Source organism: Saccharospirillum sp. ABV4_185 (assembly GCF_056159245.1).
The window spans coordinates 532815-552656 of record NZ_JBSWUW010000001.1 but is presented as its reverse complement, the minus strand read 5'-3'; the positions used below and the strand labels follow the sequence as shown (position 1 = coordinate 552656).

Sequence of the window (19842 nt, the reverse complement as noted above, 5' to 3'; positions counted from 1 at the left end):
ATGAAGCGATTGGTCTGTGCTCTGATCTGGATGTGTTTGTCGCTGGTGCGGGCGGAAGAACTGCCTGTGCTGGATGAACAGGAAGCGGGCGATGCCCAGCCAGAAGTGACCGCCACAGACGAGGCCGAAGTAGATGTAACACCGGGGAAAACCTTGGCCGAGGAAATCCAATTGCTGGAAGACGTCCAGGCCGGTTTGGCATTGGCATTGGCGGCATGCGAAGAGGAAGCGCATTGCGTGACCGCGCTCAACGAACAGGAAATGCAGCACATGCGTGATGATTTGAGCGAGTTGATGGCGGATCGTGAATTAGCAGTGGATGACCCGCTGCGCGAGCGCTATCAGGCCTTGCTCGATGAACAGACGCAGTTGCAGCAAACCGTCGCTCAGGTGACGGCGAATATCGATCGTGATGCCCTGGATGGCGCCTGGTCGGATCAATTTGAAATTGACGAAATCGTTGTCGGACCTCAGGTGCCATTCCCCAATGCGGACATCACCCTGAGCCGATTCGAAGATCTTAACCAGCCCCTGCCAATAGAGTAGGGCCAGAACACGAAGGAAACACAAGCCATGTCTGCCCAAACCAAAAAGTTAGCCATTTTGTTTGCCGACATCGTCGGCAGCACCCGGCTATACGACACTCTGGGAGATGAACGTGCGCGACAGATTGTCAGCGTCACTCTGGATCTGCTGGCCGAAGTGGTCGAGCGTTATAAAGGCACCGTCATCAAGATGATTGGTGATGAAATCATGTGCACCTTTGACGATGTCGAAACCGGCACCAAAGCGGCCTGTGATATGCAGGAAACCATGGAAGAGGCGATTGCCGATAACGTCAACGAAGTCCCGGTGACGATTCGAGTGGGTTATCACTTCGGTTCTTGCGTGCTTGAAGACGGCGATGTGCATGGCGATGCCGTTAACGTCGCGGCCCGCATGGCGTCGCAGGCCAAATCGCGGCAGATCATCACCACAGCGGAGAGCGTCAAACTGCTGCCCGCCATGCTGCGTGAAAACGCCCGGGTGGTCGATTACGCGTCCATCAAAGGCAAGGGCGAAATGGAAATTGCCGAGATCATCTGGCAGGAGGAAGACGTCACCCGCATGCAGGTGGATGTGGCCTCGGTGTCGGCCAGCATGGGTCAGAGTGCGCAATTGCAATTGGTCTACCAGGACAGCCTGATTAAACTCAATCACGATCGCGAATCGGCCATTCTTGGACGCAGCACCACCTGCGATATTCCGGTCGCCGAAGCGCTGGCCTCGCGTCAGCACGTGCGCATTGAATTGCGGCGCGATCGTTTTGTGCTGATCGACCAAAGCACCAATGGCACCTATGTTCAGCTTGACGGCGCCGAGCCGGTTTACGTGCGGCGTGATGAGATGGTGCTCACCGGCACCGGTGTGATCAGTCTGGGGCGGGCGTTGGATAACGATCCGCAGGAACTGATTCGGTTCCAACTGGACGGCTGATGCCACGGAGGGTTACACCATGACCGACATCAAAACCGCCACTCAAACCGAGTTTTCCCGCTCCTGCGGTCTGACCGATCGCGGGCTCGTGCGCGAGGTTAACGAAGACGCCTTTCTGGATTTGCCGCAGCAGGGCCTGTGGGTCGTTGCCGATGGTATGGGCGGTCATGACGCTGGCGATGTTGCCAGCCGGATGATCGTCGAAACGCTGCGCAGCACACCCTTGGAAGGCTCGCTGGCCAAGCGTATGGATCGCATCGAAGACGCTGTTGAACAGGTCAATCAGCATTTGCTCAGCCGGGCCAGTCAGGACGACGGCCGGCGTCATATCATCGGCAGCACCATTGCTATCCTGATTGCAGAAAACCCGCACATGGGCGCTATTTTGTGGGCGGGCGACAGCCGCATTTATCGCTGGCGTGACAACAGCCTGACGCAATTATCGACCGATCATTCGCAGGTTGAGTCCTATGTGCGCCAGGGCATCATCACCCGCGAGCAGGCGCGTTCGCATCCGGAACGCAATGTGATTACGCGCGCCGTCGGCAGCCAGGATGAACTCTTTCTGGAAGCCGATGTCTGTGAATTCAAACCGGGCGATCGCTATCTGCTGTGCAGCGACGGCCTGAACCGCCATGTCGAAGACGACGAAATTGGTCGCCTGCTGGCTAATGAAGCGCCGAAAGCGGTGTGTCGATCGCTGGTCGATCTGACCCTGGAACGCGGCGCCAAAGACAACGTGACGGTCGTTGTCGTCGAGATTAATTAGAGCGAGAGCCACCATGGTTACCCCTCACCGACTGCTGCAAGAACTGTCCGCCAACGAGTTGGCGCTGCCGGAATTGCAGTCCATGTTGCCCAGCCTGATGAAGCAGGGTGCGTTCAGTGATGCCCAGTGGTCGGCTGCGCTGGATGAAGCTGTGGCACAAGGTTGGTTATCGCCGACGCTCGCCGAACGAGTGCGGGTTGCCTGCGCCGAAGAACAGGCACGACAGGCCTCCAACGATGACGAAGTAGATTCTGAAGACGCCACTGTTGTTGCGCATCCGGCGGCTCATCGGGCGCCACAAAATGGTAACGACGATGACGACGAGAGCGAAGACAAAACCGTACTCGCCCGGCCACCGCAATCAGCAGATGATTTACCCGATGAAGAACAGCTGACGGTTCTGGCCAATCCCAACCCGGTCGATAAAGAGGTGCCCGACGACACCCAACTGACGGTTTTGGCCGATCCGGGCGCACAGGGCGATGGATCGGATGACACCCAGATGACGGTCATCGCCACACCGCAGGAAGATGACGGCGATGAGGACCGCACCGTTATCAACACCAGCGCCACCAGTCAGTCCTCGGCACCGACCACGTCCAGCACCTCGCAACGTTCCTGGGATGTGCCGGGTTCAACCAATCCGCAATTACAAAACCTCGGCCCGGGTTCGATCATTAAAGACCGCTTTATTCTCGATAAAGTGCTCGGCGCCGGCGGCATGGGTAAGGTGTTCCAGGCGCGCGATTTGCTGAAGGTTGAAGCCAGCGACAACAACCCATTCGTGGCGATGAAGGTGTTAACCGAAGACTTCCGCGCCCACCCCAAAGCCTTCGTTGCGTTGCAGCGCGAAGCCAGCCGTCAGCAGAAACTGGCGCATCCGAACATCGTTACCGTTTACGATTTCGACCGCATCGGCATGACCGGCACCCAGGTGTTTATCACCATGGAATTGCTGATCGGTAAACCGCTCGATTCGTTTATTCGCAAGGTGGTGCGGCCGCGCGGCGGGCTGCCGTTCGAAGAAGCCTTTCCGATCATTAAACAGCTGGGTGCATCGTTGTCGTACGCGCACCAGCGCAATATTGTGCACTCGGATTTCAAACCCGGTAACGCCTTTTTATGCGACGACGGCATTGTTAAAACGCTCGACTTTGGTATCGCCCGGGCGATCAACGTGCGCGTCTCGGACGATGACGAAAGCACGACCAGCGATGCGTCAGCCACGGCAACCAAAACCTTTGACGGCGACAACGACGACGCAACAACAACGTCCACTACAACCGCCACTACAACCGCCACCACCACCCAGAGCACCACTCAGCTGGAAGACGATTTCGATGCCGGTTCGTTGGGCGCACTGACGCCAGCTTACGCCTCGCTGGAAATGTTGCAGGGCAAAGATCCGTCCACTCAGGACGATCTTTATGCGCTGGCCTGTGTCGCCTACGAACTGCTGACCGGCTATCACCCTTTCAACAAAAAATCCGCCGCCAAGGCGATGGATGCCAACCTGATTCCGGCGCCGATTAAAGGCCTGAAAAAGCGTCAGTGGCGTGGCCTGTTACATGGCTTGGCGTTCGAAAAAGAAAACCGCACCGAAACCGTCGATGATTTTCTCGAAGAGCTGGAAGGCAAGGCGACCTGGTATCGCAACCCCTGGGTTTTAGGTCCGGCTTTTAGTCTGATTTTTGCCATCGCCGCCTACAACCCGGTGATGAATTATCTCGATAACCGACGCATCGAAGGCATCATCGACGACGTGCTGACCGGCGAACCTCAGGTTCTGGAAAGTACTATTGGCTTGTTGTCGGGACTCGACATCAACGCCCAGAACCGCATCACCGACAGCGGCCGCGATATTTTCCAGGAGTATTTTCGCACCCGCATCGAACAGGTGGTGAACCTGGATCAACAGCGTTACGGCTTCGATCAGGCCGAGCGCGAACTGGCGCGCATGGAACGGCTGTATCCGGATTCCGTCGCACTGGAAACCCAACGCAGCGCTTTGGAATTGGAGCGCAATCGCTATCTGCATCAACTTAGCCAGCAGTTGAACCAGGCGCTGGCCGATGAACGTTTGCTGCCAACGGATGACGGCGACAGCATCGGTGATGTGCTCGATAAAGTTGCCGCCGTCGCCCCGCAACACGCCTTGCTGAGTGACCCTCGGGTGCCGGATTTGTACGCCACGGTCGCCCAGGAAGCGATCAACCTGAACGAGCTTGATGCCGCGGCGCAATATCTGGATGTCGGCATGACGCACATGCCCGACGACATCGACCTGATCAATACCCGCGACCGGCTGACGTTGGCGCGCCAGGAACAACAACGGCAAACGCGCATTGCCCAGCTGCAACAGCAGTTTGGTGAGCAGACCGCCTTGCCGGTGAGCTGGCAGGATTTTGTCGAACAGCACGATGCCATTGTTGAACTGTCGCAACTGGCGCCGGGCGATCGCGCCTTGCAGGCGTTGTCACGTTTGGCGCAGCCGCAGGCCAATAACAGTCTCGATGCCCAGAGTGTGCTGCAACCGGACAATCAGGATTTGCTGTTGGCGTTGAATCTGTCGCATCCGGATTTACCGCGCACTGAGGCCATCGAACAATGGCAGCAGCGGCTGCAACAACAGCTGCAGACAGCGGAAATGGATACCCTTTGGGAAGCTCAGCTTTATGGCGTCTTGAATCGTTTGCAGGCGTTGCTGGGCGCGAACGATCCAACGCTGGTGCAGGCGCGTGAAGACGTTGCTGCTTTGTATCTCGATTACATCGCACAATTGGAAGACGAACGTCGCTATAGCCTGGCCGAAGCGGTGCTCGATCGCATCGATCGCTTTGCCTTAAACGAGCCACAACTAAGCTCGGCCCGTACGCGCATCCAAACCGCCTACAACGAATTTTTGATCGAACGTGAAGCCGCCGCTGAACAGGCGCGTATTCAAGGTATGCAGAGCGATTTGCTGGTGCAGGCCGAAGCGCGGGCGGTGGATGAAGCCGAGCAAACACTCAGCGAATTACGGCTCTATCTCGACAGTGACGATCCTTTTCTTACCATCACCGCGGCCGACGCCATGGCCGAAGCCTACCTGGAATTAACCGAAGAGTTGGGCGCGAACGGCGACTACCGGGAGGCGGTGCGCATGGCCGATCGCGGTCTGGATATTTCACCGAATGATCTGCTGTTGCAGAACACGCGCGAGCAATATCTGGTGGAAGGCAATATTGAACAGCTCAATGGTTTGTTTGCGGAGTCGGATCATTTTGACACGCCCGCGGCCCAGGTGATGATCGATGAAATCCGCACCTTTGCGCCGGCGCGTTACCCGGATCTGGAACGTCAGTACATCGTGATGCTGGTCGAACGGGTGATGGATTTGGCCGATACCGATCGCAAGCAGGGTGAAAGTCTGGCAACGCGCGCCAGTATTCTGTTTCCCGGCAGTACGCAATTAGCGCAGCTGCGCGCTGAACTGGCGCCGGCACCGTGGACCGACGGTCGTACTGCACGGGTAGCGTTGCAGACCGGGCGTTTGTCGGAAGCGCGCAATATTCTGGAAGCGTCCAAGGCGCAGTTACCCGACCATCCGGAAGTGCTCGATTTCGAAAAAGATTTAACCGCGCGCATCGAACAGGCCGAACAACAGTTCGCTTTGTTCGAAGCCAGTCTGGAAGCGCAGGAATACGATCAGGCACGGAGTGAATTATCCGCAGCGCGGCAGATGTGGACTGACAATCTGGATTATCGCAGCGCCATCGCCACGCTCAGTGAACAGATGGCGCAGCAACGTTGGCAAGGGCGGATTTTGCAGCGCGATGTGGACATTCGCACGCTGCGCGATCAGTCGCAGCTGACCGGTGCGGATATTTCCGCCCAGGCCTGGGCGCCGGTCAACAGCTCGCGTCCCTGCACTGAAGAGCTGGGCGGTTATGGTCGCCGCGCCCGGGCGATCTGTTTTGATATGTTACACGATCAGGTGCGCGGTCCTTTGATGGTGGTGGTGCCTGGCAGCGCGGGAACGTCCGGTTTTGCGATGAGCAAATACGAAATTTCCAACGAGGATTACAATAAATACTGTTTCCTGAGCGGCCAGTGTCCAGTCGCCGAAGAAGCCGATAAAGACCTGCCACGCACCGGTTTGAGCTACGCCCAAATCAATGAATACGTGCAGTGGATTGCCGAACGCACCGGCCAGCCGTATCGCCTGCCGACTCTGGACGAATGGCATTACGCCGCCGATGCCGCCGGCCAGCCGCCACCGCGCGACTATAATTGCCGGGTACGCCTGGGAGGGCAGATTCTGAAGGGCGACCAGATGAACCGCGTCTCGACCGGTCACCAGAACGGTTGGGGTTTGCAGAACGTTATTGGCAACGCTCAGGAAGTGGTGTTTGATGGGAATCGTCAACTGGCCGTGGGAGGTTCCTTCCAGGATCCGCATGCCGATTGCGGGCTGGATTTCAGTCGACAATATTCAGGCGCGGCCGATAACCTGACCGGGTTCCGGTTACTATTGGAAAATGTACAGCCGCCTATCTTGCAGACGGTGAGTCAGTAACTGTTTTTTAGCGTCGGAAATGAAAACTTTAAGCGTCGGGAATAATAACTGTTGATTTGGAAATAATAACAATGCCAGCGAACCTTAAGACTTTATCGCGCCAATACGCCAACGGGACTCTGAGCAAGGAAGAGTACCGCCGTGCCCGAATGGATTTACTGGAAGGTGCCCGCGACGACGACACCACCCGACCGCGCAACAACCCCTCAACCACCATCACCGTTGTGCCCAAAGCACGTCATGATGAGAGCGATGAGCTTTAGTTTTTATTACTGATCGTTGTCGGCCAATAGTCGTGCAGGCAACGAATAAGCCCGAGACTGTGGCGATGACACTGAACCAATAACGAGTTTGCCGACCACTCATTAGAAAGTCGGTTCCCTCGCCTCACCCCAGTTCAAGTTGTACTCAATATGTTGCTCGGTATGGTTACAGGGCGTTTCTTTGTCGCCGTATTGACTGCAACCCCAAAATTCACCGTATGGCCCGGTTCTTTGCTTTAAGTCAGCAGCGCATTTGGGGCAGGTGGGTACCCAGCTTTTGCAATCGGCATTGGTGCATAGACGAAAACGTCCCTGGCGATACATCTGGCTTTTGCAGGTTCGGCAGGCGGTTTCGGTATGGTTGCACAGCGGTCCGTTGGTGCAGTGATAGCTGTTTTTACGGTACACCATGCTGCCGGTTTTGCAGCGAACGCACTTCATCATCCGGAACAGTTTTTGGCTGACTGAGGTGTCGAATTCTTCAGTTTCCACTGGGTAGTTGTCATCCAGTAATTCGATAATAAATTCCGAGGTGACGGTCATGTCGGTAATCAGATATACCCGATGTTTGGCACGCGTCAGCGCCACATAAAAAAGCCGTCTTTCTTCGGCATAGGTGTAGCTTTCCATCTGCGGTAGTAAGGCGGCGATCAGAGCGTTTTCCTGTATCTGGGAGGGCAGGCCGTAGTCGCCACTTTCCAGCCCGATCAGCACCACATAGTCGGCTTCCCGGCCTTTCGATTTGTGAATGGTATCGCGCGATAGAGTCAGGCTGGGGTAACGACGGTTCAGTGATTTAATGTCACTTTTTTTCGGGTAAGTAAACTTATTACGGGCCAGCAGATAAACGCTGCTGCCCGGTTCGGCAATCTGTTCCAGCCGTGCCAAAACGGTGTCGAGGCGAGGGTCGTTATCTTTGCCGGTTGGCCGGGTGGCTTTCAATATCGAAACAGCGGGGTGCTCAACGGTGGTTAACGAACTCAGCGTTTTTTGTATCTGTTTGGCGTTTTGGGTAATAAAGCGCGCCGCTATGTCGCCGATGGAACTGTTAAAGCGAAACGTTTGGTCGAGGCTGGTGGTCTGGGTGGTGCCAAAGTGTTGTTCGAAATGGGTGGTGTAATTTAAGTCGCTGCCGGTAAAGCGGTAGATGGCTTGCCAGTCATCGCCAACACAGAACAGTGAACTGTCCGGCCCGTGGTCTTTTAAGCATTGCAGCAGGCGCGCCCTGGGCTCGGAAATATCCTGGAATTCATCAACCAGAATATGGCGCCATTTGGGTTGGTATTTACCGTCGCGAATGTATTGGATGGCTTTGCCGATCATGTCGTTAAAATCGATGCTGCAGGTGTTTTCCAACTCGGCTTCGTAGTCGGCAAGAATGGGCATCAACAGTTCCATTACGGCCTGCAACGCGGCGTCTTTCGGGTCGTTGAAAGTGGGTGCGGGCTTTTCCAGGTCGTAACAGTTGCCACGGTAACGCTGTAACAGTGCTTTGAGCAGGTCGGCGATTTTCTTGATGTCGCCCAAATCCCGCAGCGTTTCCAGCAGGTCTTCATCCGGTCTGGGTGTGGCTTCGATATTGTAGAGTTCCAGTGCTTTGGCAAGGTCGGCCTCCAGCGTGCCTTCGGTGCGTTGGTAGTGGAACAGTTCAATCAGTTGGGTGCCATTTTCTTCGTGGGTTTGTTTTTTCCACTGCATTGATTCGGTGTAGCGTTGTTGGTCGATAAAGGGCGGTGTTTTGCCCTGGCGGTTGATGCCGTAGAACTCGATGTAGATATCCTGATCCGGTAAATAAAAGTCCGGGTAATATTGCCGATAGCCTGGGGTGGCGGTGTCGACTTTGTACCGTTTTTCGTAGATGTAGTTGATGCCCTGGCTGTAGAGGCTGTTAGCAATTTGTAATTCACCCAGGCTTTTGACCAATTCACCTTGCAGGGTACGTAAGTCGTTCGCTCTGACGTATTCGAGGTATTCGCCTTTGGTTTTGAAATCGAAGGGGTTGATGTCGGGGCGGAGGTAATAGCAAAAATAGCGGTTGACCAGTTTGCGGTATTGACGGGTTTGCAGGTGTGCTTCAAACCAGTCGTCCACGCGCTTGTTCAATTTGATTTCATCTTCAGCAAGTTCGGATAAACCGGGTGCGTTGTTACCCTCAACGGCTTTGATGATTTCCAACCCCAAACCATGAAAGGTTTTGGCGGTTATTTCGTCCTTTCCCAGTCGCTTATCGGCACGTTGCTGCATTTCTTTGGCGGCATCGCTGCCGAATGCGAGCATCAGAATGTCGGCGGATTTTGCTTGGTTGCTGGCTATCAGGTAGCCGGCGCGGCCGATCATAACGCTGGTTTTTCCAGTGCCGGCTCCGGCCAGCACCAGGTTGTTTTCTTCATTAATAACACAGGCTTCGCGCTGCCGACGGGTGAGCGGCATGCTTTCGACGTTGTCGAAATAGTCGGCGTATTGTTCGAGTTGCTGTTGCAGATAACGTTGTTGTACTTGGGGCCTTTCGTCGTCGTTCATCTGACTGATACGGCTAACATAGCGAAAGGCTGAAAGGTTGAGGTTTTTGCACCAACTTGCTTTGGGTACCTGGCCGAATAATGCACTCGCTTCGGTGGCCAGTTTTTGTGCCTGGTCGAGAATGCTCTGTCTTGGGTAGTTCTGCCCCAGCAGTTCTCTTACGCTATGAGCCGAGTCAATCACCTCTTGTTCAATGGCATTCAGCCAGCCGGACCTCAGCCAATGCAACACTGCTTGCGTTTGGCTTTTGTTGAGCCATTTGAGGGTGTATCGCCCCTGGGTGGTTTGCAGTGTCAGGGTGGCGAACCAGATGCCTTGTTCCAGAACCTGATCGTCGGTCAGGGAGGCGGCGATGACGTCACGCGATTGCTTGCCGAGGTGATCGATGCTGATGCGTCGGCCGTCGCGGTGGAAACGCGTGGTTTTGCCGCTGAGAAACAGTCGGATTGGGTGTTTTGATACCAGGATTTTGCTGTGGCTGGATGGGCTCATGGTCGGGTGAGAATTGCCGTTGGGGTGGTGTCGCAGAAGCGCCATGATCTCCGGCTAGGATGATGCTGTCCACGCCGGGGTGTCGATGCTGTCCTCATCGGCAGTTCAGCGCTGTTGTTATTGGCGTTGTTATTGGCGTTGTTATTAACGCTGCGTTGCATTGGTGGAATCCGCCATCGTGGTAGAATGACGCGCCCTTGTGACCGACACAGGGTGTCTTTGCCGTCCTGGCTTATCTGCAGTTATGAGGCTTGCATGTCCCTCCCTATTATCGCCCTGGCCATTGCCGCTTTTGGCATTGGCACCACCGAGTTTGTCATTTTAGGTTTGCTGACTGCCGTTGCGACTGACTTGAACGTCAGCATTCCGGCGGCGGGTCATCTGGTGTCGAGCTATGCCATTGGCGTGGTGGTCGGCGGGCCGATTCTGGCGGTAGCGACGGCGCGTTGGTCGCGGCGGCCGACGTTGATGGTGCTGATCTGCATTTTTGTGGTCGGCAATGTGCTGTGTGCGCTGGCGCCAAACTATTGGAGTTTGATGGTGGCGCGGGTGGTGACGGCTTTGTCGCACGGTGCCTTTTTCGGCATAGCGGCGGTCACGGCGGCCAGTCTGGCGGCGCCGGGTAAGCGCGCTCAGGCGATTTCGTTGGTGTTTGCCGGCCTCACGCTGGCCAATGTGTTGGGGGTGCCGGCGGGTGCGGCTATCGGTCAGGCGTTCGGTTGGCGCGCGACCTTTGCTTGCGTGGTGGTGATCGGCCTGGTCGCGATTCTGGCCATGATGCGCTGGTTGCCGCGTGGCTTGCAGCCCAGTACCGGTGGCATTGCCGGTGAGTTTCGAGTGCTGCGACAGGCGCCGGTGTTGCTGGCTTTGGGCCTGAGTGTGCTGGCGTCGGTGTCGATGTTTACCGTGGTGACCTTTATTGAACCGATGCTGCGCGATGTGACCGGCATCGGTGGTTTGTGGATCAGCCTGGTGATGGGGGTGTTCGGTCTCGGTCTGACTGCCGGCTCGATTCTTGGCGGCCGTTTGGGGCATGGTGCGTTGATCCCGGTGTTGGTTAAGTTGATGCTCGGCATCGCGGCGACTTTGCTGGCGTTGGCCCTGGTGATTGGTTGGTTGCCTTTGGCGGTGTTGGCGATTTTTGCTTGGGCGGCCTTGTCGTTTTCGATTGTGCCGTTGCTGCAATTGCTGGTGGTCGATCAGGCCGGTGAGGCGCCGAATCTGGCGTCCACGCTGAACCAGAGTGCGTTTAATCTGGGCAATGCCATCGGCGCGGCTTTGGGTGGCGTGGTGATCAGTCTGGGGTTGAACATGAGCTGGGTGCCGGTTGTCGGCGCTGCGGTGATCCTGATCAATGCGTTACTGGTGTTGGTGACCGGTCGGGCGATACGCCGTTCCGAGGCAATGGCGCCAGGGCTTGCTGAACAGACGCCGGCTTGACGTTGCTCGGTTTAACGTGCGATGGGTTTGGTCTGAATTTTAACCATTGAGGTGAATGATGCTGCTGTCGTTTCTGGCGATCGCGCTGGGCCTGGCGCTGTTGGTGTGGAGCGCCGATCGGTTTGTGCTGGGTGCCTCGGTGACGGCGCGTTACCTGGGTTGGTCGCCGCTGATCATCGGTATGGTGGTGATCGGTTTTGGTACCTCGGCGCCGGAGCTGACGGTGTCGGCGCTGGCGGCCTGGCAAGGTCAGAGCGGCTTGGCGCTGGGCAATGCCATCGGCTCTAACATCACCAATATTGCGTTGATTCTGGGCGTAACGGCGCTGATCAGTCCGATTGCTGTGCGTTCGGGCGTGTTGCGCCTTGAGCTGCCAATGCTGACTGCGGTGACCTTGTTGGCCGTGGTGTTGTTGCGCGACCTGAGTTTGAGCCGCTTCGATGCGCTGATTCTGCTGGTCGTGTTTGCTGCTCTGATCGGCTGGATGCTGTGGCAGGCCGGTCGTTCGCCGCAAGATGCGTTGGCGGCGGAGGCTGATCAGAACCTGGCGGCGCAGCACTTATCGCGCGGTCGGGCGCTGTTCTGGCTGGTATTAGGCTTGCTGTTATTGGTGCTCAGTTCACGCCTGTTGGTGTGGGGCGCTGTGACGCTGGCGACTCGCCTGGGCGTCAGCGAACTGGTGATAGGTTTGACCATCGTCGCGGTCGGTACTTCGTTGCCGGAACTGGCGTCGTCGATCGTTGCGGCACGCCGGGGTGAGCATGATCTGGCGCTGGGTAATGTGCTCGGTTCCAACCTCTTTAATACGCTGGCGGTGACCGGCCTGGCCGGGCTGATCCGGCCACTGACGGCGCAACCTGAGTTGTTGTCGCGCGATCTGCTGGTGCTGGTGGCGCTGACGCTGGCGCTGTTTCTGTTGGGCATGGGCCGACGTGGTCGCGCCGGACGCATCAACCGCTGGGAAGCGGTGCTGCTGCTGGTGGTCTATGTCGGTTATAGCCTCTGGCTGGTGGCGGGTGCTTAGGCTGGCGTTATGAACGCTGGGTTCGGCCTCTCTATGAACGCTTCATGCTAGGCTGCTCGCCATTCGTTTGAAGGAACTGAGATGTCCACGCCCATTGCCCGCCCGCTCGCCATTCTGATTCTGCTGACCACTTCGACGCTGTTTGCCTCCAACCATGTCTCGGCGCGCCTGGCCTTCGATAATGGCACCGGCCTGATGCTGGCGATTCTGACGCGCGGTGCGGTGGCGCTCACCATCATGACGCTGCTGGCCGTGTGGCAGCGGCATCGCTTTGCCATTCCTCAAGGCAAGCGCGGCTGGCAGTTGCTGTTGGGGCTGATGATTGCGGGACAGAGCATCTGTCTGTATTCGGCGGTGGCGCGAGTGCCGGTGGCGGTGGCCTTGTTGATGGTTAACACCTGGCCGATTTTACTGGCTTTGCTGAACTGGGCGTTGACCGGTCGGCCGCCGTCGCTGCGCTTGGTGGTGATCATGTTGATGATTCTGGTCGGTGTGGTGCTGGTGTTGGACGTGCCCGCCTGGCTGGCCGACCCGGCTGCCATGGGACCGGATTGGCAGCCTGGTGTCGCCTTCGCGCTGGCCGCGGCCTGCTTCTTTACCGTGGCGATCTGGACCACCGACAACAAGCTGTCCGGCATGCCCGGCGCAGTGCGCTCGGTGTTTACCATGATGACGGTGCTGGCGGTGATGTTGATTGCCGGGGTGATGAATCTGGTGCCCGGCGGTCTGGATTTGCCGGCCACCGCTACCGGCTGGGTCGGTCTGTGTTTGCTGGCGCTGTTCTATGGCACCGCTTCGACGTTGTTGTTTGTGTTGGTGCCGCGTCTGGATATGGCGCGCAACGCCCCGGTGGTTAACTTTGAACCGGTGGCGTCGCTGATTCTGGGTTTTGTGGTACTTGGTCAGACCTTATCGCCATTGCAGATTGTCGGTGGCGCCATCGTACTCAGCGGCATTGTCTGGCTGAGCCTGGCGCGCAATTAGCGCTGGCTCGGCACCTGAGTTTGTTCCGGGCTCTGGCTGGGTTCGATCATCGTCAACGGAATATGGCGTTGATAGAAGGTATCCAGCGGCATGGAAATCCCGCTTTGAGTGACAATGCGCACGTGCTTGCGCGCCAGTTCGCGCGGCCCGGCGACACCGCAGGAATGCGCCAGAATCCCTAAAAAATGCACCATCTGGGCGTGATAATGCGCCACCCGTTCGGCTTTGTCGGCCGGCACCAGGCCGCGTTGCAGGCGCGGGTTGTGGGTGGTGACGCCGGTCGGGCAGGTGTTGCGGTTGCACTGCAGTGATTGCACACAGCCGAGCGCGAACATAAAGCCACGTGCCGAGACGATAAAGTCGGCACCAGTGGCCAGCGCCCAGCCCACTTTCGAGGGCACCATCAGCTTACCCGAAGCAACCACTTTGATGCGCTCGCGCAGGCCTTCGGCTTTGAGCGTGTCGATCAGCCAGGGCAGGCTTTCCTTGATCGGTAAACCGACGTAATCCATCAGCGGCTGAGGCGCGGCACCGGTGCCGCCGTCGGCGCTGTCGAGGGTGATAAAGTCGGGCGCGTATTCCAGGCCGCGCTGCTTTATCCGCCGCAGCAACGCCACCAACCAACCGGTTTCGCCGAGCACACATTTAAAGCCGACCGGCTTGCCGGTGACGTTGCGCACGCGCTGGATCATATCGAGCAGGTCGTCGCCGTCTTCGATGTCCAGATGACGGTTCGGGCTGATCGAATCTTCACCTTCAGGAATGCCACGGGCGCGGGCGATTTCTTCGGTCACTTTTTCACCCGGCAGAATGCCACCTTTGCCGGGCTTGGCGCCCTGGCTGAGTTTGATTTCGAACATCCGCACCTGTTCGTGAGCGGCCACTTCGCGCAGCTTTTCATCGCTGAGATTGCCGTTTTTATCGCGCACGCCGTATTTGGCAGTGCCGATCTGAAACACCAGATCGCAGCCGCCTTCCAGATGAAAGCGCGACAGCGCGCCCTCGCCGGTGTTCATCCAGCAGCCGGCTTTGGCCGCGCCGAACGACAAGGCTCGCACCGCCGGTGCCGACAGCGCGCCGTAGCTCATGCCGGAAATATTGAAAAAGGATTTGGGTTGGTAAGGCTGTTTGGCATCCGGACCGATGGTGATGGGCAGCGGGTGGTCGGCGGTATCTTCCAGTGTCGGGAAGGCGTCGTTCATAAAGAAGACGGAACCGATGGGTTCCAGTGAGCGCGTTGAACCGAAGGCAATGGTGTTGTCGAGATTTTTGGCGGCGCGATACACCCAGGAACGTTCGGCGCGATTGAACGGCAGTTCCTCGCGGTCCATGGCAAAGAAGTACTGGCGGAAGAATTCGCCCAGATGTTCGAACAGATAACGGAAGCGCCCGAGGATGGGGTAGTTGCGGCGGATGGTGTGGATGCGTTGACGACGGTCGCTGATATACAGATAGATCAAAACCAGACACAAGATGATGACGGCGGCGACAATCAACAGTCCGGCCACGGCCAAAATGGTCAGGCCCAACTGGGTATAAGAACTGCTCATCCAGACTCTCCTCAGGCGCGAAGTGGCAAGCCTAACAAAAATCATCGCTAGCAGCGTATTGGAAGCGAGTGTGAGGTGATGGATGGTCATCCGTAGAATTGACCTGAGCGTAACTGACCTTATTAACGAGGGAGCCTCTGAACAATTCCCCCAGGGCTCTGCGCGAGCTAAAACGTTCTGCCACAAGTGATGCGGCACCCCGACGCACTTCGCAGCGCAATGGCCGTAGCCCTTGTCAAGAAGTGCAACGCCGGGGCAGGACGTTTTAGCCGCGCCCTCCGGGGCTTTCCGAGGAACGTTGCCACTGCGTTAAACTCATTTGAAAGGTCTCGACCTTCCTGCATGAGTTTGCCTTGTGGCAACATCCCTCGGATAAGCCAGAGCCCTGAGGGAATTATTCAGAGGCTCCCTAGACTTCGATCAGCCTCGCCAACGGACACTCTATGACTCTGCATTCGCCTGTACGCAGCGTGCAGCTGCCGCCTCAGCTTGAACCGGAACCGCTGCTCGACAGCCAGAGCGCGGGTGAACAACTGGCCGACTTTCTAAAGCGCCATCCGCGCACTCTGGTACTGACCGGAGCCGGAGTGAGCACTGACTCCGGCATACCCGATTACCGCGATGACCAGGGCGGCTGGAAGCGCAAGCCGCCGGTCCAGCATCAGATTTTTATGAGCGATGCGGCCATGCGCCAGCGTTATTGGGGCCGCAGCCTGATCGGTTGGCCGGTGATGAGCCAGGCGCGCCCTAACCCGGCGCATCTTCATCTGGCGGAACTGGAACAGCGCGGTCTGTTGACCGGCCTGGTGACGCAGAATGTTGATGGGCTGCATCAGCAGGCGGGCAGCCGCAAAGTGATCGATTTACACGGCCGTGCTGATGCGGTGATCTGCATGAGTTGCGGTTATCAGTGCACGCGGACTGAGGTGCACGAGCGCTGCCATGAACTGAACCCGGCGTTTCATCATTACCGCGCGGAGGCGGCACCGGATGGTGATGCCGATCTGGAAGTCGATTTCAGTCAGTTTGCTGTGGCGGCCTGTCCGCACTGCGACGGCGTGCTCAAGCCGGATGTGGTGTTCTTTGGCGACAATGTGCCGCGCGAGCGAGTGGCGCAGGTGTTCGATCAACTGGAGCAGTCGGATGCCTTGTTGGTGGTTGGTTCGTCGGTGATGGTCTATTCGGGCTTCCGCTTTTGCCGTCAGGCGCATAAGGCGGGGCAGTCGCTGGCGGTGTTGAACCTGGGTCGCACCCGGGCCGATCCGTTGGTGGATTTAAAACTCAACACCCGCATTGCCGAGGCCTTGGCGGTTGCGATGGCGTCTTTGTAATTTTGGCGCGCTTAGTTGGGTGATTAACAAGTGCGGATAAAAAAATCCCGGAGCGATAAGGTCGCTCCGGGATAGGGTGGCCGCTAATGCGGCCTGGGGATGGCAGACGGTTTGATCAGGCGGCGTTGCTGTCAGCGTCCGGTACCGCTTTTAAGGTGCTGGCTTCGACGTCGCCGGTGGCGGCTTTGGCTGCCAGTTCGCGAGCTGCTTCTAATTGAGTGCGCAACTCGGCTTCTTCAGCTTTCAGGTTTTCGGCTTTGAGCTGATCTTTCTCAACCAGTTTGAGCAGCTCGATGGCATCGCCAATGCGGTCGGCCTGGATGTGTTCCACCGCTTCGCTTTTACGCTCTTCGATGGCTTCGACTTCAAGCAGCTTTTCCAGGATTTTGTCGAGCTTGTTGTTCAGTTTCTGGATGTCTTTGCCGGCGTTTTCCAAGGTCTTTCCTATCAGTTGATAATCCACGTTCCAACTCCCGGATGGAGGCAGCGAATGACAACGCTGCCCTTGGTTCGATATTCGATACTGGATATTAATACAGTATTTTGATGTCGGCAACCCGATCGGTTTGCCTTCTTTTAGTGCGTCTTTGACGGCTATTTGCTGTCAGGCGGGGCAGTGTATCGGAAGCGATGCTCCGGTGCGCTGGAAATCACGTCCTGGTCGTGGCTGGCATGAGCGTTGCTGTATATCGGTTGCATTTGAGTAGAAGCGGTCAGGTTCGTTGAACCCGGGCATTGCTCTGTATCGGATCGTCAGCCGCAGTGGTGGACGGGTCGGACCGGGTGGCTTGCTTGACTCATGTATTCCAGCACCAGCAAACCTTTCCTTGTCGTTCCCTCCTTTATGGCTGACTCAACACTTCGGGGTAGAAGCGGCAGACCTCTGCGTCAGGCATTGCTCCTCAACAGGATGGAGAATCACCATGAACACACCGGAATACGGCCTGGAAGAATTGCGCTTTGAATCCACCTTGGGTGGCGATGGCGTGGAGACGGACGATCGCGTTGTGCCGCTAATCGACCTGAGCGATTTCGACACTGACAGCGAGGCGATTGGCGATGCGCTCTGGGCGGCGGCCAGCGAAGTGGGTTTCTTTCAGTTGACCGGCCATGGTCTGGCGCAGTCGGATATCGATGACGCCTTTGCGTTATCGGAGCAGTTTTTTGCATTGCCGGAGGCCGAAAAAGCCGACTGTGCGTTAAAGCCTGGCTTGAATGCCGGCTGGGAATTCCGCACTCAGAAGCGCCCCTCGACCGGAACGCTCGATCAAAAAGAGTCGTATCAAATCACCCGGCCCCATATGGCGGATATCTGGCCGTCCTCAATGCCAGATTTTCAGCCGCGCCTGCTGGCGTTCGAACACGCCTGTTGGACGCTGGGTATGCGGGTATTGAGCTGTTTAGCGCAGCGCCTGGGTTTTGCGGCGGACTTTTTCACCCAGGCGCACGACTGGCGTCAGCCGGATTACCAAAGCACGCTGCGGTTGCTGCATTACCTGCCGTTAGCCAAGGCTGACACCGGACCGGGTATCTGGCGCGCCGGGGCTCATACCGATTTCGATTGTTTAACCATGGTGTTTCAGCGTACCGGCCAGGGCGGTTTGCAACTGTGCCCGGGCAAGGACGCACAGGGTCAGCAGGCCTGGACCAGTGTGGAAGCGCGCGATGGCATCATCACCTGCAACATTGGCGACATGCTGATGCGCTGGAGTGATGACCGCTTGAAGTCGACGCTGCACCGGGTACGGATGCCGCGTGAGGATGAACACCGTGGCGCGCGCTACAGCATGGCGTTTTTTTGCCAGGCCAATCGTGAGGTGATGATTGAAGGCCCTCAGGGCAAGTATCCGCCGATTACCGCGGCGGATTATCTGCAGCAGCGGATTGCCGCTAACTTCAACCGTTGAATCTTGGAGTACCCGCAGACGCCTTTGGCGCTGCGGGTTATCGCTGCAATCACACCAAGCCCAGTTCCACCCGACGTCTGGCCGCATCGCCGAGCATGCGGGCGTTGACCGCGCGCATCAGTGGCGCAGGCAGTAGCGCTGATAAGACCCGGAACATCCGTCCGGTTAACACCGACGACTGGTTTTTGCGCAGTGCCACCAGTCCTTCGTCGACACAGCGTTCTACGCTCATCGGCGCCATTGGCATGCTGTCTTTGGAGAAACCGAAGGCTTCGATGATGGGGGTGTCGGTCGGGCTCGGCAGCAGCACGCTGACGTGAACGCCTTTGCTTTTCAGCTCCCAATTCAGGGCGCGACCCAACATCAGTAGATAGGCCTTGGTGCCGGATTCGTTGGCCATAAACGGCAAACCCAGATCGGCACCCATGGCCGAGACCATCTCAATGCCACCGCGCCCGCGTTTTACTAAACGTTCGGCAAAGTGGCGGGTCAGTGCCAACTGCGCGCTGATGTTGACCTGAATGACATCGCTTTGCTTGGCGGGCGTTTCATCGAGAAAGGCTGCCGGGGATCCGGTGCCTGCCGAACCGACAAACAGACCGACATCCAGATCGGCGGTGGCGTCGCGTACCATGTCGAGACTGTCGGCTTGGGCCAGGTCGGCGGTGACGACGCGGTAGTCGACGCCGTAGCTTTGTTGCAGTTCAGCCCCGATTTGATTCAACAGTTCAGTGCGCCGGGCGATAAGCACAACATGGATGCCGTTTGCTGCCAACTGACGCGCGAACTCCCGACCAATGCCGGATGAAGCGCCGGTGATGACCGCCCAGGGGCCAAAGTAATGCGGATCGATCTTTTTCATGGTAGCTCCTTTTTCAGAATGATCGTTCTGAAACGAATAAAAAAAACGAACAGGTTAGGGGAGCAATTCGATCGAGGTATCCACGAAACGGCGGATATGCTCTTCCGAAAAGCCAGCTTTGGAACACAGCAGGTAGCCCATAGCCACACCAACCAGATAGTCGGCAAGCTCAGGAACCCGGGGTAGAACATCGGTACGTGACGCGTAAGCGCCGGTTAGAGCGTTTTCGAAGGCAGCACGCATGCGCTCAAAATGAGCACCGATGCGTCGGGCAATCTGTTCATGAGGTTTGACCAGTTCGATAGAGGCATTGCCGATCAGGCAGCCCAGTCGTTTGTCGTGGCTGGGGATGGTTTCGGTGAGGATATCGAAATAGCGCTCTATCGCTTCCATGCCCGCACCTTCGCGCTCCATGGGGCCGAGCATAAAGCTGATGTTTTTGTTGGAGTAGTGATCCATCACCTGCGCGAAGAGATGGTGTTTTTCGCCAAATGCCGAATAGAGGCCATAGCGATTGACGCCGGTGGCCTGAACGATATCGCCGATGGATGTCGCGCTGTAGCCCGATTTCCAGAACACGGGCAGAGCCTGTTCCAGAACATCGGTTTCGTTGAATTGGCGTTGTCTTGGCATGAATCACTCTTTTCAGAACGGCTGTTCTGGAAA

Annotated in this window: 15 protein-coding genes; 10 read left to right on the top strand and 5 right to left on the bottom strand. The window is 57.2% G+C overall.

The genetic code is table 11. The annotated features are described in order from the left end of the window. The 5 genes from ACXAE6_RS02460 (at window position 1) to ACXAE6_RS02440 (ending at window position 7066) form a co-directional block, all read left to right on the top strand. Complete coding sequence (locus ACXAE6_RS02460; protein ID WP_475143998.1) at window positions 1-546, top strand: hypothetical protein; 546 nt, start codon at window positions 1-3, stop codon at window positions 544-546. A gap of 27 nt (window positions 547-573) precedes the next feature. Further along, entirely contained in the window at window positions 574-1476 is a 903-nt protein-coding gene (locus tag ACXAE6_RS02455; protein ID WP_392799281.1) for an adenylate/guanylate cyclase domain-containing protein, read from the top strand. Window positions 1477-1495: 19 nt separating this feature from the next. Continuing rightward, window positions 1496-2245, top strand: a complete 750-nt coding sequence (locus tag ACXAE6_RS02450; protein ID WP_475143996.1) for a PP2C family protein-serine/threonine phosphatase — start codon at window positions 1496-1498, stop codon at window positions 2243-2245. Window positions 2246-2258: 13 nt separating this feature from the next. Continuing rightward, on the top strand, window positions 2259-6803 hold the full coding sequence (locus tag ACXAE6_RS02445) for a protein kinase domain-containing protein (RefSeq protein WP_475143994.1): 4545 nt from the start codon (window positions 2259-2261) through the stop codon (window positions 6801-6803). A 71-nt stretch (window positions 6804-6874) separates the two neighbouring features. Continuing rightward, complete coding sequence (locus ACXAE6_RS02440; RefSeq protein ID WP_392799290.1) at window positions 6875-7066, top strand: SHOCT domain-containing protein; 192 nt, start codon at window positions 6875-6877, stop codon at window positions 7064-7066. Window positions 7067-7168: 102 nt separating this feature from the next. Here ACXAE6_RS02440 and ACXAE6_RS02435 read toward each other — a convergent pair whose 3' ends face one another. After that, the gene (locus tag ACXAE6_RS02435; RefSeq protein ID WP_475143990.1) at window positions 7169-10123 is read right to left on the bottom strand and encodes a UvrD-helicase domain-containing protein; all 2955 of its coding nucleotides are present in this window, start codon (window positions 10121-10123) and stop codon (window positions 7169-7171) included. A gap of 210 nt (window positions 10124-10333) precedes the next feature. Between ACXAE6_RS02435 and ACXAE6_RS02430 the strand changes: the two genes are divergently transcribed. The 3 genes from ACXAE6_RS02430 to ACXAE6_RS02420 all read left to right on the top strand — a co-directional run bounded on the left by ACXAE6_RS02430 (window position 10334) and on the right by ACXAE6_RS02420 (window position 13526). Then, window positions 10334-11518: an MFS transporter gene (locus ACXAE6_RS02430; RefSeq protein ID WP_475143987.1), complete on the top strand. Its 1185-nt coding sequence runs from the start codon at window positions 10334-10336 to the stop codon at window positions 11516-11518. 55 nt (window positions 11519-11573) lie between these two features. Beyond that, window positions 11574-12542 (top strand): calcium/sodium antiporter, encoded by a 969-nt coding sequence (locus ACXAE6_RS02425; protein WP_475143985.1) that lies wholly within the window; start codon window positions 11574-11576, stop codon window positions 12540-12542. Between the two features lie 81 nt (window positions 12543-12623). Continuing rightward, window positions 12624-13526, top strand: a complete 903-nt coding sequence (locus ACXAE6_RS02420) for a DMT family transporter (protein ID WP_475143982.1) — start codon at window positions 12624-12626, stop codon at window positions 13524-13526. Here ACXAE6_RS02420 and ACXAE6_RS02415 read toward each other — a convergent pair. Beyond that, on the bottom strand, window positions 13523-15076 hold the full coding sequence (locus ACXAE6_RS02415; protein WP_475143980.1) for an FMN-binding glutamate synthase family protein: 1554 nt from the start codon (window positions 15074-15076) through the stop codon (window positions 13523-13525). The genes ACXAE6_RS02420 and ACXAE6_RS02415 overlap by 4 nt on opposite strands. A gap of 443 nt (window positions 15077-15519) precedes the next feature. Here ACXAE6_RS02415 and ACXAE6_RS02410 point away from each other — a divergent pair, with 443 nt between their 5' ends. Further along, window positions 15520-16407, top strand: coding sequence for an NAD-dependent protein deacetylase (locus ACXAE6_RS02410; protein ID WP_475143978.1), 888 nt, complete (start codon window positions 15520-15522; stop codon window positions 16405-16407). 115 nt (window positions 16408-16522) lie between these two features. Here ACXAE6_RS02410 and ACXAE6_RS02405 read toward each other — a convergent pair whose 3' ends face one another. Next, a complete protein-coding gene (locus ACXAE6_RS02405; protein ID WP_475143975.1) occupies window positions 16523-16870 on the bottom strand; it encodes a hypothetical protein in 348 nt (115 codons plus the stop codon). Between the two features lie 460 nt (window positions 16871-17330). On the opposite strand from ACXAE6_RS02405, the gene ACXAE6_RS02400 reads away from it, so the two are divergent. Next, window positions 17331-18314, top strand: a complete 984-nt coding sequence (locus ACXAE6_RS02400) for an isopenicillin N synthase family dioxygenase (protein ID WP_475143973.1) — start codon at window positions 17331-17333, stop codon at window positions 18312-18314. A gap of 49 nt (window positions 18315-18363) precedes the next feature. Here the strand turns inward: ACXAE6_RS02400 and ACXAE6_RS02395 are convergent, their stop codons facing one another. Both ACXAE6_RS02395 and ACXAE6_RS02390 read right to left on the bottom strand, forming a co-directional pair. Then, on the bottom strand, window positions 18364-19176 hold the full coding sequence (locus ACXAE6_RS02395) for an SDR family NAD(P)-dependent oxidoreductase (RefSeq protein WP_475143970.1): 813 nt from the start codon (window positions 19174-19176) through the stop codon (window positions 18364-18366). 54 nt (window positions 19177-19230) lie between these two features. Further along, window positions 19231-19809: a TetR/AcrR family transcriptional regulator gene (locus tag ACXAE6_RS02390; protein WP_475143968.1), complete on the bottom strand. Its 579-nt coding sequence runs from the start codon at window positions 19807-19809 to the stop codon at window positions 19231-19233. Window positions 19810-19842: the final 33 nt, after the last annotated feature.